This window comes from Pedobacter psychrophilus (genome assembly GCF_001652725.1).
Lineage (GTDB): Bacteria > Bacteroidota > Bacteroidia > Sphingobacteriales > Sphingobacteriaceae > Pseudopedobacter > Pseudopedobacter psychrophilus.
The window spans coordinates 268,735-283,842 of sequence record NZ_LWHJ01000027.1 but is presented as its reverse complement, the minus strand read 5'-3'; the positions used below and the strand labels follow the sequence as shown (position 1 = coordinate 283,842).

Below are 15,108 nucleotides of genomic sequence, written 5' to 3'. Positions count from 1 at the left end.
TTAGGTGATAGTTGGTTTGGTTGTTAGTCCAAACTTTTTACTTTTTACTTTTTACTTTTTACTTTTTAATAATGTATTGTTCTAATTTATCGGCAAGAATACGGTCATTAGCTAAACGAGGAACTTTATTTTGTCCACCCAATTTACCTTCTGTTCTCATTAAATTTATAAAAGAAGCTAGTTTTAATGGTCTTATGATTAAAGGCTGCAATACTTTCCCTCCTATTAAGTCTTTGTAATATATATTTTTTTGTTGTAAAACCGAATCAACTTTTAACGCAAACTGATTTAAATCTTTTGGGACTTCTGAAAATTCTACAAACCATTCATGATAAGGTAATTCCCCTTTTGGAGGATTGACCTGTGGTGCAACTGTAAATTCTGTAATCTCTAAATTTTGTTCTTTTGCTACCATTAGCAAAGCTTGCTCAACTTCTTCTCCAATTACATGCTCGCCAAATGCTGATATATAGTGCTTTATGCGTCCGGTTACCAATATTTTATAAGGATTTTTTGAAACGAACTTCACGGTATCACCTAAAGAATATCCCCACAAACCAGCAGAAGTATTTAAAATAATTGCATAATTTTTATTCAATTCTATTTCCCCTAAAGACAAACGAGTTGGCTTTTCATCAAAAAATTCATTTGTTGGGATAAACTCATAAAAAATACCAGCATCAACTAAAAGTAATAACGATTTATCTTCCTGACTATCCTGAAAAGCTATAAAACCCTCTGATGCAGGATAAGTTTCAATACTATCGATTTTAAATCCCAAACTTTCTTCTAATCTTGCCCTGTATGGTTCATAATTAACACCACCGTAAACAAAAAGTTTAAAATTTGGAAATACATCTCTGATTTTTGGTTTCCCTGTTTTTGTCAAGAGCCTATCAAAATACATTTGACACCAAGGCGGAATTCCAGAAATCAGACGCATATCCTCATTCATGGTTTGATTTACGATCGCATCAACTTTAGTCTCCCAATCCTCAATACAATTTACTTCATAACTTGGTAGTCTATTTTTTTGAAGATATGCAGGGACATGATTTGCTACAATTCCTGACAAACGCCCAAAGGAAATTCCTGCTTTCTTTTCCATTACAGGACTACCCTGTAAAAAAATGATTTTGCCATCTACAAAATCGGCTTTGCCAGTTTCATGAATATAAGAAAGTAAAGCGTTTTTGGCAGCCTTAATATGTTGAGGCATTGATTCTTTTGAAATAGGGATATATTTTACTCCCGATGTGGTTCCGGAAGTTTTTGCTAGATATTGAGGTTTACCTGGCCACAAAATATCATTTTCACCTTTAATTATTTTATCAATGTAAGGCTTTAAATCCTCATAATCGCAAACTGGAACGTGTTCTTTAAAATCCTGATAGGATTTAATCTTTGAAAAATTATGATCCTTACCGAAGTTTGTATGGTTTGCCTTTTGGATAAGATATTTAAGCGTTTTTGCTTGATATATTACACCATCTAATTTCCATTTGTCCATTTGACTTACAGAATAAGCAGCGTATATCTTGCTTAAAAATGCTTTTAATCCCATTATAATCCTACTTTTTTCTCCTCGGGATGTTCACTAATGTAACTATTAACTAAACGACGATAGGTAACAACCAATATTACATTTGTGAAAGGGTAGGTTACAATAATACCTATCCCTAAGGCTAAAAAACCTAAAGCTATAAACCCAACAACCATGGCCAAAACCACCATAATTTTCATTAAATTATCATGTGTTAAAGCCTTACTTTGTCTTAAAGATTCGAATCCTGTAGAATCATCATCCACTATAAAGCAAGGAAAAAACATGAAACGCATGGTAGCTAATAACAATAAAATAAATGCGAAGACAGCAAGCGACTCAAAGTATATTGGATTATTCTTTATTATTTCTACAAAATCTGCAAATGAGCCGTTCTTTAAAAGTTGGGTGTAAATTAGAGTGAAAGTGGCTACAATTACACCTAAGAGAAGTGTTATGCTTACGAAACTAAGTATGTTTTTCCAGGAAGGGATTACCTTTTTTACAGAAAAATCTTCCTCTTCTTCATCAATTAATCTAAAAATGAGCTTATAAAAACCCAAGTTTGCCATACTGTTGATAATCAAAAAAGCAAAAAAACCAACTGTACTTAATATTACATTTTGGGAGGTTGCCAAGCCCAAATATATAAACTGAACGATAGCAAGCGCAACAAAAGCCACCAATGAATAACCAATAATTAATAAAAAATTCTTTTTGGTGATTTCCCAAGAAGTTTCTAAAATATCTATAATCGAAAAAGAATTCTCCATTTTATAAAGCAAAAAAGCTTTTATTTATTTTTTAAAATTAATTTTTTCCAAAAATCTTGCATAAAACCAAAGCCATAAGCAGTTAGTTGGATAATCGCTGCAAAGATGCTTAAAAATGCAACTTTTATTGATTTATTTTTAGACCATGCATCAAAAAATATTAACAATAAATAAATTGATAGGATTAGATTGCAAATAATTGCAATTGACCATCCTAATATATTGGCTACCAACGTAAAGATTAAACCCAAAGTGAAAATTGCAGGAAAAAAATGAACTGCCTTTAAAGTTTTAGGATAAAAGGTGGTAATGTTAATTCTAGCCCGACCAAAAAAATGAAGCTGTTTCCAGAATTGCTTAAAGCTGGTTCGCCTTTTATGAAAAACTTTGCATCAGGAATTAAACCAATTTTAAAACCTGCGTTATGAATCCGAATAGAATATTCAATATCCTCTCCTAATCTTGTAATGACAAACCCCCCAACTTTTTCCCAAACTTTTCGGGATAAACCCATATTAAAACTTCTTGGGTGAAACTGTCCTCCAGCATTATTAGATTTTCCTCTTATTCCGCCTGTGGTAAAAACAGAGGTCATGGAATACTGATGGCTTTTTGGATTGGTGTAAAAGAAGCATGAGCATCATCAGGACCTCCAAAAGCGTCTAAATGAGTATTATAAAGATGATTTTTTACGTTTTCTAAATAATTAGATGGAATTAAACAATCAGAATCAAAAATGATAAAATTATTTCCTTTTGCTTTTTCAAAACCTAAATTACGGGCAAAACCTTGACCTTCATTTTGTTTAAAATAATAATGAATATCTAAATCGTTTTTAAAGGAATCTACAACTTCTTTTGCATCATTTTTAGAACCATCCTCAATAATTAAAACCTCAAAAGCGGTATAGGTTTGTTTTACCAAAGTGGATAAAAGCTCCATTATTTCTTGTGGACGATTGTATAAAGGAATGATGATAGAGAAAAACATTTATTTTCTAATGATGAAATTATTGAATGATAGAATTATTGAATCGGTGAAATAATGAATTAAAAACTATTTGAACTAAATATCATTAACATACTCCTAATAAACAATGAACTCATTTTACTATAAAACCTCTTTCTCTATCTGATAGTTGTTTCTATTAACAGAATTTCTTGAAACCAACTCAGCTACAAAACCCGTTAAGAACAATTGACTGCCTAAAATTACCGCTACCAAAGCAATATAAAATAAAGGCTGATCCGTAACTTCTCTTTCTAATTTAATGTGAGCTGCAATATGGTAAAGCTTTTCGCCGATGATCCAAAGCGCCATGATGGTACCTATTAAAAAACTTAAAACACCCATTGTACCAAAAAAGTGCATTGGTCTTTTACCAAATTTGCCTACAAAAAATATGGACAGTAAATCTAGAAATCCATTTATAAATCGACTAAAACCAAATTTTGTAGTTCCGTATTTTCTTGCTCTATGCTCTACAATTTGTTCTTCTATCTTATGAAAACCCGCCCATTTTGCCAATACAGGAATGTATCGGTGCATTTCGCCATAAACTTCAATATTCTTAACAACTTCTTTTCGATAAGCTTTTAAACCGCAATTAAAATCGTGAAGATTATTAATTCCAGACATCTTTCTGGTAGCAGCGTTAAAAAATTTTGTAGGAATGGTTTTACTTAAAGGATCGTAACGTTTCTTTTTCCAACCAGAAATTAAATCCAGTTTCTCTTCTTTAATTCTTCGATATAGCTCGGGAATTTCATCTGGCGAGTCTTGCAAATCTGCATCCATTGTAATAATCACATCACCTTGGGCTGCTGCAAACCCCACATTTAAAGCTGCTGATTTACCATAGTTACGCCTGAATTTTATGCCTTTAATAGCAGCGTGGCTTTGGTGTAGATCTTCAATTTTATCAAAAGTACCATCATTACTGCCATCATCAATTATTAAAATCTCGTAAGAAAAAGATCTTTCCTGCATCACTTTCCTTATCCAATCGGTTAGTTCTGGTAAAGATTCTACTTCATTATATGCCGGTACTATTATAGAAATATCCATTTTATAAGGCTTAAAGCTAGAGGCAAAAGCCAAGAGCAATTTTAAAAATAAAAAAACGCTAAATGTTTAACATAAAGCGTTTTTATAATTTTATCAAATATAGAAAATTTGTACTATTCTGCCTCTTCTACTGGTGCAAACATAGGAGGATTTCTTTTAAAGATTGCTGCAAAAATCAATGATAATACAAAACCTATTAAAATTGCAATTGCAATGTTTTTTAAGAAATCTAAAGGGCTAGGCTGATATTGAGATTTTAAACTTTCTGTAGCCTTCTCTACAGCTTCATCCATTGCATCGCCACTCATTCCCATTTTTTCAAAAGTTGCAGTTAAACCATCGGTTACATAACCTTTAACTTTTTCATAAGCGTCTGGCTCTACAAATTTGTAGAAAACAAAATTAAATACACTTGATACTACATTTGCAACTAATGACATGATAAAAATACCGGTTAAAGCCTGTTTAAACGACCAAAAACCTCCAATTTTTTTTCTTAAATCTATAGTGAATAAAATGTAAACGACCAAGACAATAAGTCCGGTTGCGATGCCAAACCATGTGGCTCCCAATAATGCTGGTGCAGCATAATAAGTTAGTAATTGAATTGCAATGGTTATCACAGCGATGATGATCCCATTGTTGATTGCATTTTTGTTTAGAGTTTCCATTTTTTTGTTTAAGGTTTGATAATTTTATTGATTAAATGTTAAAATTAAAGATAAAATAGCTGCATCAAAGGCTGGGTCTTCACTTAAATCTTTAATTTTTTTAATATCTGCATCAGAAGGTTGCGTATCATAAAAGAAAGCCATCATCGGATAAAATATTTCTCTAATTTCAGATTCCTCATCTAAACTTTTTGAAACCCTTGCAATTTCTTCTATGTTGCTCTCCATTAACATTTGGTTAGCAATTACTTCTTCATAGATTCTATGTTCGTCCTGAAATTCGTCTTCTTCAACCAATAAAAACTCTTTTAAATAATCATCTAAAGAAGGTTCTATATCTTCATCGTCACACTCATTTAAGTAAAGTAACAGATTTAATAATTCTGTTCCCCTATCTAAAGTTTCTTCCTCAATTTTCTCCCATTCTGGTGAGTCTAGATAATCTTCATCCAATTTTTTAGTATCCTCTGCAAAGAAATTGATCAGCAATAAATCAAAAGTAACTTCTCGCAAAGCATCCAATTTTGGTGCGTCATCAAAAACTTGATCCATCAGCATTAGCTTGGTCATAAAGTCTTCATCACCATTAAAAAGTTGATTTAATTTACTAAGCTCTTGTTGCCCAGATACGTTTTCTAAAGCAGTGAAAGTATTAAACAAACTTTCTAGTGCATTTTTTACTTTATTATCCATATTATTTAAGATAGTAATTAATTAGATTCAAAAAGTTGATTATTATTACAAGTTAGCCAAATTTTTCCTTTTAATTGTTGATTCAAAAATGGTGTATTTGCTGATTTTGAATAGTTTGTATCCTCATTATAATCCCATTCATCCTCATTAAATAAAACCAAATTTGCTTTTTCATTCTCTTCAATTTTCGGGATTGTGATTTCTAAAATCTCTCTTGGTTTGAGACTCAGTTTCTCTACAATTTCTTCTGGAGTTAATCCTGCTTTTAACATTAAAGGTAAAACAGTTTGCAAACCAATAATGCCATAATGGGCAATTTCAAACTCGACTTGTTTAAACTCTATTTCCTGAGGTTTATGTTGAGAAACAACAGCGTCAATTATACCTTCTTTTAAACCTTTTATTAAGGCTTTAACATCTTTATCGATGCGTAAAGGTGGTTTAACTTTATAATTACTATCAAAATCTGAAACTGCTTCATCGGTTAATACCAAATGATGAGCCGCAGCATCGCAGGTAACTTTTAAGCCTTTTTTCTTAGCTGCTTTTATCAATTCTACCGAATGTGCTGTAGAAATAGTAGAAAAATGGACTTTAGATTCGGTGTATTCTGCTAAATATAAATCTCTCACCACCATCAATTCTTCAGCCAAATTAGGGATGCCTTTCATTCCTAGAAGCGTACTCATGGCGCCTTCATTCATTTTTGCCTTTCCGGCGATAGATTCATCTTCTGGAAAAGATAAAATCAAAGCATCAAAACCTTTAGCATAAAGTAAAGCTCTTTCCATTAATCCAGCATCCTGGATTGGTTTATCACCATCTGTAAAAGCAATCGCTCCCGAATTTTTCATATCAAAAAGTTCGGCTAAATCTTTTCCTTCCCGCTTTTGAGAAACACATCCATAAGGATAAATATCAACCAAATTTCCTTTTGCCTTATTGATTAAAAATTCTACTTGAGATTTAGAATCGGTTGTGGGTGAATTGTGAGGCATAATTGCTAAACCTGTAAAACCACCAGCCATTGCAGCTTTGCTTCCAGTCACAAAATCTTCTTTTGTTTCTAAACCTGGTTCTCCAAAACTCACGTTCATATCAAAAAAGCCTGGCGCTAAAAATTTTCCTTTTCCATCAACACTTTCCCCATCAAAACTTAAATTCTTATCAATTTTAGAGATTTTCCCATCTTCAATTAAAACATTAACAACTTGTTGGTTAAACGAAGAATTTGGATCGATAATTTTACAAGATTTAATTAGGATTGATTTACTCATTTTCAATTATGCTGCACTAAGGTTTTTATTTTTAAAAAATCTAATCAATAAAATTTCCATCAATAAAAACAAGATGGTTAAAATTATACAAAGTTTCCATAAACTAACACCAAAATTTGAGGTTTCTATTTGTTTGGCTAAAGTTTGAGCATTAGTTTTTAAAATGTTTTTATCCGAAACACCAAATATCTTTGATAATTCATCCCTATTGTAAAATTTCAATTCTGATTCTCTCCTATCCTCGTTTAAAGCAAAAGAAGCTAATAAACTATCTTTCAATAGTACCTCATAAATTCCCTGCTTATTAAGTTGATCAGCAAAATAAAGCATCGTTTCTGATGGTTTTTTTATCAACTCTGGGATAACTTCTATCTCTTTATTTTTAATGATAATATTTTGATTTTCAGGGATATTGAAGTTTGGAATTTCTACTTCTTGATCTTTACCAATTGTATAAAATAATTTTTGCTCTTTGGCTGCTAAAAGTGCCATTTTAAAAAGCATAGGTAAAAACAAAGCGTGTTGAGATAAGTTGGAAGCTTCTTTTTCAATCGGAATAAAAGAAACATAAGCTTTTCCACTTCCTATTTTAAAAACATCAAATAAAGCTTCATTTCCTTCCCCTGCAATTAAAACTTCTTTGGTGGTTTTTGTTAAGTTAGAACTGTTGAAATATTTATTGGCAACCGGTAAATCTATATTTTTTGGTGTTTGTTCAAAAATATCAGTAAAAATAGGATGCGTTAAATCTATCTTTTTGGCTTTTATATTTTGAGCAACCAATGATGTTGGATAATCTATCCCGATGATTTTAAAAAATGATTCATAGCTGTTTAAATCTGCTTCTAAAGGAATAAAAACCGACAAACTCCCTCCATTATCCAAATATTGTTTTAACTGTTGGGTTAAACCCGATGAAATGCTCTTTAGATTTTCTAATATGATTAATTGCTGATTGCTTAAACCGCTGTAATTTATTTGCGATAAATCAACCTCGGTAAACTTGAAAAAGGCATCGGTTTGATAAGCAATCTTGATGTTTTGTTGTGCATTATTTTCGAAAATCCCTAAAACAGGGATTTGATTTTTAACCTCGAAAGTAAAATTTAAAACATCATCAAAAACAATGGGATAATCTTTTATAGTTATGGAAGCTTTTTGCCAACCTCCGGTTAAGCCAGAAAAAATCAATGTATCAGTTTGGGAACAATTTGGTTTAATATTTAAACTCGCAATTGCTTTTTGTGAACCATTGATATTTAGCTTTACAGGAATATTTTCGGCAGTTTTATCTGAATGGTTAGTGACTTTATAAACCAAATTTTCCTTTTGGTTAGGTTGATGAAAGGGCGATAAAAAATAAACAGAATCTACAGATATATTTGGTAAATCGTTAGCAATTAACGGAATAAGATGAAAACTTATTGAAGTATCCTTTTTTAGCGATTCTTGATTTTGTTTTTGAAAATCTGAAATGAGATAAGCTTCTCTCTTTACCTTTTGCTCATTGAATAAAAAATTTTGCTGTCTATTTATTATTGATTGATAATCCCTGCCAATTGGTAATATTTTAATATCGTTAAGCTCATCTAACAGTTCTTCTTTGGTAATTAAACGTTGTTGTTTTCCGCTAAAATCGTTGGTAAACAATTGAAATTTATCATTTAAAGAATAAGCATCAACCAACTCCTTAACATTTCTTTTGGCTTCATCTAGTAAAGAACCGTTTTTATTAACGGCTTCCATAGAATATGAGTTGTCTAAATAAATACTTATTACAGCATTTTTAAAGGTCTTTTTATCAGTTTTGTCTTTGAAATAAGGTTGAGAAAACGCTAAAACCAAAAATATAATTGCTAAAATTCTACTCAATAAAATTAGGCGTTCTTTTAGTTTTTGGGTGGATGAAGTTTGAAGTTGTGCGTCTTTTAAAAACTTAACATTGGTAAAGTAAACCTTTTTAAATTTTCTAAAATTGAAGAGGTGGATGATTACCGGAATGGCAATCAAAAGCAAGGCAAAAAGAAACCCAGGAAAGAGAAACCCCATTGTTTTCAAATATAAAACTTTGAAACGATTTTTAGGAAAAGGATTTTTTAATTTATAAGTTCATCAAATCATTCCACATTTTTTCATCTACCGGAATCCCTTTTTCCATATTTTCGTTCCTAATTCTTAAAGTTTCCTCTCCCGGATAACGGATATTTGAACCCTCAATTGGTTTTACCGATTTAGTGAATTCTAAAATCTCCTCAACTATGCTATCCTTACCTTCTAATTTATTAGCATCAAAACAAATGAAAATCTGAGAGACAGCCGTTTCTTTTTTTGATTTAGAAACAGCGGCAGTCGTATTTCCACCGCTTAAAATGCTTGCTAAAATATCCAACATCAAGGATAAACCAGAACCTTTCCACATTCCGGCAGGCAAAATCCTCTGTGTTTCCCTAATGGCTTTTGGGTCTTTACTAATTTTACCTTCATCATCATAACCGCCATAATAAGGTAGTTCTTTTCCTTTTAACTCGTTTTCTTGCAGTTTACCATAAGAAAATTGCGACATGGCCATATCTAAAACAATATGTCCTTCTTTTTTTGGTACCGCAATTACTAATGGATTATTTCCTAAAGCAGGTTCTTCTGCGCCCCAAGGCGGCATAATTGCAATTGTATTTGTAAAGTTAATTCCGATACAATCCGCTTCTGCTGCTTGCCAACCATAAGTTCCGCCCCGCATCCAATGGTTGGTATTTTTCAAAGCAATACAGGCCATACCTTTTTCTTTAGCTAAAGTTATCGCTCTATCCATTGCAAATTGTGCATTTAAAACTCCTGGACCTAAATTTCCATCCCATTGTTCAATTACACCAAAACTATTTACTAAAGTGGGTTCGGCATCTTTATCAATTAATCCTTTTTTAAGATAATCGATAAAAACAGGAAATCGGTTTAAACCGTGAGAATAAACACCATCTCTACTATTGTTGGTAAAAATGGTAGCTATCGATTTAGATTTTTCTGTGGTAAACTGATATTTCAGCAATACTTTTTTAAAAGCAGCATGTAATTCTTGGTAGGATTTGCGCATAATAGTAGATAGTTAAAAAGCAGTTATTTTGAAATAAATTAAATTTGATTTAGATTTATTTCAAAAATTTAAATTATGAATCCAAAACTAAAATATTTTTTGTTGGGTATGCTGATTATGTTCTTACTATCTTCAAATTGGCCTGATTTTAAACGTGGCTTTATGGACGGTTGGAATGGCGTTGAAAGCAGTAAGTAAATAAGATATGGTAAATAAAAAGCTATACATTGTTTAAGTGTAATGTGTAGATAATTACCTTTATACAATGAAAAATAAGATATTCATATTTTTATCATTATTTGCTTTCCATAAATCATTCTCACAAGAAAAAATAATTACAAGATATTTTAGCATTGATTCTATCGAGGTATCAAAAGAAAAATTCCAAAGTTTATTTGATGCCAATCGTAGTAATATAGTTCCTGCTAATTTAAAGAACCAAAATGACACAATGCTTGTCAAACTCGTAAATAGGAAAGTACTTGGTCAGATTTCAGTAATTCAAGTAAATCAAATCATTCAATATTTCGGAAGACTTGATACTTCAATAGCAACGAAAAAAACGTTATTGATAAAGTATTTTCAAGGAGACGATCCTTGTTCTACAAGCGGTTCAGCGACATTGCAAAGTATGGATGAATACTTTGCAAACTTTGAAAAACAAATTTTGAAAAAATATGATGTCGAAATTACTCAAGTAAAAACAAAAAATGCATCAGTTGAAAATAGAACCAATAAACCCGAAAATTGGCTAACTGATAAATATTCTATTCTTTATCAATTTTTTCCATATCATTATTCCTGCGGTTCATTTATGATTTTAAAACCGACCGGAGAATATTACATCTATTATGGTGAATACGGATTGCAAAATGCTTTAGATGGTTTAAAAAAATTGATGTAGATAAGGCTAAATAAACTCCATAGCCTTATCCAAAGCATTCTTCAAACCATCCACATTTTTCCCACCAGCAGTAGCAAAAAACGGTTGTCCACCACCACCACCTTGTATTTCTTTTGCCAATTCCCTTACGATACTGCCAGCGTTCATGCCTTTTTCTTTGACTAAAATTTCAGATATCATCACTGTCAACAAAGGTTTTCCATCAATATTTGCTGCTAAAACCAAGTATAAATTCTCTACAACATCTTTTAATTGGTAAGCTAAATTTTTAATGGCTTCTGCATTTGGCAAATTAACTTCCTCTGCCAAAAAGTTAACACCATTTATATTTTGGACTTTATCTTTTAGCTCATCTTTTAAACCCGCAGACTTTGCCAAAATTGCTTTTTCCACTTCCTTTTTAAGCTTACTATTCTCTTCTATTAATGCGGCTACCGATTTTGATAAATCTTGAGGATTTTTTAGCAATTCTTTTAAGGATTTTAATAATTCATCTTGTTGATGAATAAATTCTTCGGCTTTTATCGCTGTAATGGCTTCAATTCTTCTAACACCTGCTGCAACAGCACTTTCAGAAATGATTTTGAAATAACCAATTTGTCCGGTTGCGGGAACATGAGTTCCTCCACAAAGTTCTTTTGAATAACCTTCACCAAAGGTAATTACCCTTACAAAATCTCCATACTTTTCTCCAAATAAAGCAGTTACGCCACTATCCAAAGCTTGTTGGTACGGAATATTTGTTTCTTCTTTTAATTGGATATTTTCTCTGATTTTTTCGTTTACAATACTTTCAATCTGATTGATTTCTTCATCAGTTACTCTAGAGAAATGTGAAAAATCAAATCTTAATACGTTTTCATTAACTAAACTACCTTTTTGGTTAACATGATTTCCTAAAACCATTTTTAAGGCAGCATGTAAAAGATGCGTTGCAGAGTGGTTATTTTCCGTTAAAATCCTTTGTTGAGAATTTACCCTAGCTAAAAACCTAGATTCTAAATCATTTGGTAAAGCATCCACAAAATGAATGATCAATCCATTTTCTTTTTTGGTATCTGTAATAATCACTTCTTCACCCTCTCCTATTAATAAACCGGTGTCTCCAACTTGCCCACCGCTTTCTGCATAAAATGGAGTTCTGTCTAACACCAATTGAAATTGGGTTTTTCCTTTAGCTGTAACTTTACGATATTTTAAAATTTGAGCATGGATTTCTAAATCATGATAGCCGACAAATTCAGATTCTTCTCCTTCATTTACGATAATCCAATCTTCAGTATCGATAGCAGTTGCCGCTCTTGAACGATTTTTTTGTTTTTGGAGTTCGGTTTCGAAGCCTACCATATCAACAGAAAAACCTTTCTCACGAGCCATTAATTCGGTTAGATCTATCGGAAAACCATAAGTATCAGATAGCTCAAAAGCAAATTTTCCTGCAATTAACATATTTGATCTTTCATTTTCATATCGAGTCTGATAAGTCATCATTTCCCAACTATCTTCTTCTTCTCTTACAGTAAATCCACGTTCTAATGTGGTATAAACATGAAATCTAGAAACGCCTTGCGCTAAAGTCTTTAAAAAACTGTTTTCTTCTTCTAGTATTACCTTTTGAACAAAATCCTTTTGCATATACAATTCATCAAAGACACCTTTAAATTGTTCAGCTAAAATTGGTATTAATTGATTTATAAAAGGTTTCTCAAATCGTAGAAACTGATAAGCATAACGAATCGCTCTTCTTAAAATCCTGCGAATCACATAACCTGCTTTATTGTTGGATGGTAAAGTTCCATCCGCGATAGCAAATGAAATTGCTCTGATGTGATCTGCCATTACCCTCATAGCGATATCTGTTTTTTCTTCCTTTCCGTAAGCAATTCCAGATTTTTCAGCAATAAACTGAATCATCGGTTGGAAAACATCCGTATCGTAATTAGAAGTTTTATTTTGAATGATGCGAACCAAACGCTCAAAACCCATTCCTGTATCTACATGTTTTGCTGGCAAAGTTTTTAAACTTCCATCTTTCTGACGGTTAAACTGCATAAAAACGTTATTCCAAATCTCAATCACTAAAGGATCATCGGCATTTACTAAAGTAGCGCCATTTACTTTTGCTCTGTCTTCATCGCTCCTGCTATCAAAATGGATTTCAGAACAAGGTCCGCAAGGTCCAGTTTCGCCCATTTCCCAAAAGTTATCTTTTTTATTTCCTAAAAGGATTTTGTCTTCATCAACATACTGTCGCCAAAAATCATAAGCTTCTTGGTCTTTAGCCAAACCTTCTTTTTCGTCACCTTCAAAAATGGTCACGTATAAACGGTCTTTTTGCAATTTATAAACCTCGGTGAGTAATTCCCAGCTCCAGGCAATAGCTTCTTTCTTAAAATAATCGCCAAAGCTCCAATTCCCCAACATCTCGAACATGGTGTGATGATAGGTATCAATACCTACTTCTTCCAAATCGTTATGTTTACCAGAAACACGTAAACAACGCTGAGTATCTGCAACACGAGGGTATTTGATGGCCGCTTCGCCCAAAAACAAATCTTTAAACTGATTCATCCCAGCATTGGTAAACATTAATGTTGGGTCGTTTTTAACAACAATTGGTGCAGATGGGACGATTTGATGTCCTTTTGATTTAAAAAAGTCTAAAAATTGCTGACGAATTTCTTGTGCGGTCATAATCATAAGTCGTAAATATAAGCAGATTGATGATTGTTTTAGTTTAAAAAGTGTAGAGAATAATGAGGTTGAACGGTTTAGAATCTGCTGTAAACAGCGACTTGAAAAATATTATTTGTAGTAGAGTTAGCAGTTCCTTTACTATATTGATTTAGATATCCTAATTCAAAATCTATTTTTGTGTTGAGCCTATATCCAGCTGCTAAATACGCTCTATTTTGGTCAAATGAATGATTGTTAAGTTTTTCCTTGTTTTGAAGATTGATAAAAATCTCATTTTGTAAAGCTAAAAAAGCACCCTTTGTGAAATTATTTTCATTCTTCTGCAATGGTACAACAGAACGAAAAAAGTATCTAATACGTTGAGAAAACACGTCATCTATGTTTTGCTCAATAAAACGTTGTTCTAATCTTAATCTATTTGTTAATTGAACATTTTTAACAATTGGAATATTATATATAAACTGTTCCCAAATTCTATGTTCAATTAAATCATTATTAAAGCTATTGCCCTGATTGGTTAATATAAATGCATAACCTACCGTTGCATTTTTAGTTTTATCGAAAAAATAGGTAAATCCAGGTCTTATCAAAACATTTCTTAAGTAATCTAAATTGTCAGCAGACCTAAATTGAACATCGAAATGTATACCTGTTTTTTCTGAAATTTTAAAACTATTTATTGATGCTGCCCAACCAGAATTTTGTGAGATATTTTGAGCTTTTGATATAGTTGTAATAAGGATAAAAACACTTAATAAAATGTATTTTAAACTGAACTTCATTTTAAATATTTTGATGATTTTAAATTTTGTTTATTATAAGGCAAATAGGCAGAATTCGATTACTATTAATAATGGTATCGACAGGAAATTATTTTAATGGAATCATTTTCAAAAATATAGACAACGCGATGTTCACTATCAATTCTTCTGGACCAGCATCCTTTTAAATCATGTTTTAAAGGTTCTGGATTTCCAATTCCAATATATGGTTCTCTAACAATAGATTTTAAAAGTTCATTCAATCTTTTGAGCTTAGATTTATCTGTTGTTTGCCAAAATAAATAATCACTCCAGGCATCAGATGTCCAAATTAAATTCATTCTTCAATCAAATCATGTTTTTCTAATTTACCATCTTTGGCGTCTTGTAGTGAGCGTAATATGACTTCTCTATTATTTCCAGATAGTAAATAATTAGTTTCTTTTAATGAATTGTATTCTTCTAACGATATGATAACTAGATCTTTATTATCTTTTCTTTTTACAATAAGTTCTTCAACATCATCAATTACCAAATCCATCCACTTTTTTAGATTAACTCTTAAATCAGTATAGTTTACAACCTTCATATTAATTTTTTTTAAATATATATAAAATTACTAATTAAGTACTTA

14 protein-coding genes and 1 pseudogene are annotated in these 15,108 nt (G+C 31.6%); 2 read left to right on the top strand and 13 right to left on the bottom strand.

Features of this window, described 5'->3' with window-relative positions; all coding sequences use genetic code 11:
• Positions 1 to 58: 58 nt before the first annotated feature.
• The 9 genes and pseudogenes from A5893_RS09785 to yiaK form a co-directional block, all read right to left on the bottom strand.
• Positions 59 to 1,564: a GH3 auxin-responsive promoter family protein gene (locus tag A5893_RS09785; RefSeq protein ID WP_068822380.1), complete on the bottom strand. Its 1,506-nt coding sequence runs from the start codon at positions 1,562 to 1,564 to the stop codon at positions 59 to 61.
• Entirely contained in the window at positions 1,564 to 2,316 is a 753-nt protein-coding gene (locus A5893_RS09780) for a hypothetical protein (protein ID WP_068822379.1), read from the bottom strand. Before A5893_RS09780 ends, A5893_RS09785 begins: the two co-directional genes overlap by 1 nt.
• Positions 2,317 to 2,336: 20 nt before the next feature.
• Positions 2,337 to 3,306, bottom strand: a pseudogene (locus A5893_RS09775) (glycosyltransferase).
• A gap of 120 nt (positions 3,307 to 3,426) precedes the next feature.
• Positions 3,427 to 4,383 (bottom strand): glycosyltransferase family 2 protein, encoded by a 957-nt coding sequence (locus tag A5893_RS09770; protein ID WP_068822378.1) that lies wholly within the window; start codon positions 4,381 to 4,383, stop codon positions 3,427 to 3,429.
• 113 nt (positions 4,384 to 4,496) lie between these two features.
• Positions 4,497 to 5,054, bottom strand: coding sequence for a DUF4199 domain-containing protein (locus A5893_RS09765; protein WP_068822377.1), 558 nt, complete (start codon positions 5,052 to 5,054; stop codon positions 4,497 to 4,499).
• Positions 5,055 to 5,078: 24 nt separating this feature from the next.
• A complete protein-coding gene (locus A5893_RS09760) occupies positions 5,079 to 5,747 on the bottom strand; it encodes a hypothetical protein (RefSeq protein ID WP_068822376.1) in 669 nt (222 codons plus the stop codon).
• Between the two features lie 17 nt (positions 5,748 to 5,764).
• Positions 5,765 to 7,024, bottom strand: a complete 1,260-nt coding sequence (locus tag A5893_RS09755; protein WP_068822375.1) for a dihydroorotase — start codon at positions 7,022 to 7,024, stop codon at positions 5,765 to 5,767.
• A gap of 6 nt (positions 7,025 to 7,030) precedes the next feature.
• A complete protein-coding gene (locus tag A5893_RS09750; protein WP_068822374.1) occupies positions 7,031 to 9,073 on the bottom strand; it encodes a vWA domain-containing protein in 2,043 nt (680 codons plus the stop codon).
• 52 nt (positions 9,074 to 9,125) lie between these two features.
• Positions 9,126 to 10,112, bottom strand: coding sequence for a 3-dehydro-L-gulonate 2-dehydrogenase (yiaK, locus tag A5893_RS09745; RefSeq protein ID WP_068822373.1), 987 nt, complete (start codon positions 10,110 to 10,112; stop codon positions 9,126 to 9,128).
• A gap of 75 nt (positions 10,113 to 10,187) precedes the next feature.
• Here yiaK and A5893_RS18185 point away from each other — a divergent pair, with 75 nt between their 5' ends.
• Together A5893_RS18185 and A5893_RS09740 are read left to right on the top strand one after the other, a co-directional pair.
• The gene (locus A5893_RS18185; RefSeq protein ID WP_262497031.1) at positions 10,188 to 10,310 is read left to right on the top strand and encodes a hypothetical protein; all 123 of its coding nucleotides are present in this window, start codon (positions 10,188 to 10,190) and stop codon (positions 10,308 to 10,310) included.
• A 67-nt stretch (positions 10,311 to 10,377) separates the two neighbouring features.
• Positions 10,378 to 11,016 carry a hypothetical protein gene (locus A5893_RS09740; RefSeq protein WP_068822372.1) on the top strand — a complete coding sequence of 213 codons (639 nt, stop codon included), beginning with the start codon at positions 10,378 to 10,380 and terminating at the stop codon, positions 11,014 to 11,016.
• Positions 11,017 to 11,022: 6 nt separating this feature from the next.
• On the opposite strand, the gene alaS is transcribed toward A5893_RS09740, so the two are convergent.
• From alaS to A5893_RS09720, 4 genes are all read right to left on the bottom strand, one after another.
• Entirely contained in the window at positions 11,023 to 13,710 is a 2,688-nt protein-coding gene (gene alaS / locus A5893_RS09735) for an alanine--tRNA ligase (RefSeq protein WP_068822371.1), read from the bottom strand.
• Between the two features lie 77 nt (positions 13,711 to 13,787).
• Positions 13,788 to 14,495, bottom strand: coding sequence for a DUF2490 domain-containing protein (locus A5893_RS09730; RefSeq protein WP_068822370.1), 708 nt, complete (start codon positions 14,493 to 14,495; stop codon positions 13,788 to 13,790).
• 65 nt (positions 14,496 to 14,560) lie between these two features.
• Complete coding sequence (locus tag A5893_RS09725; RefSeq protein ID WP_068822369.1) at positions 14,561 to 14,815, bottom strand: Txe/YoeB family addiction module toxin; 255 nt, start codon at positions 14,813 to 14,815, stop codon at positions 14,561 to 14,563.
• Positions 14,812 to 15,063 carry a type II toxin-antitoxin system Phd/YefM family antitoxin gene (locus A5893_RS09720; protein ID WP_068822368.1) on the bottom strand — a complete coding sequence of 84 codons (252 nt, stop codon included), beginning with the start codon at positions 15,061 to 15,063 and terminating at the stop codon, positions 14,812 to 14,814. The genes A5893_RS09725 and A5893_RS09720 overlap by 4 nt, the downstream gene beginning before the upstream one ends.
• Positions 15,064 to 15,108 lie beyond the last annotated feature (45 nt).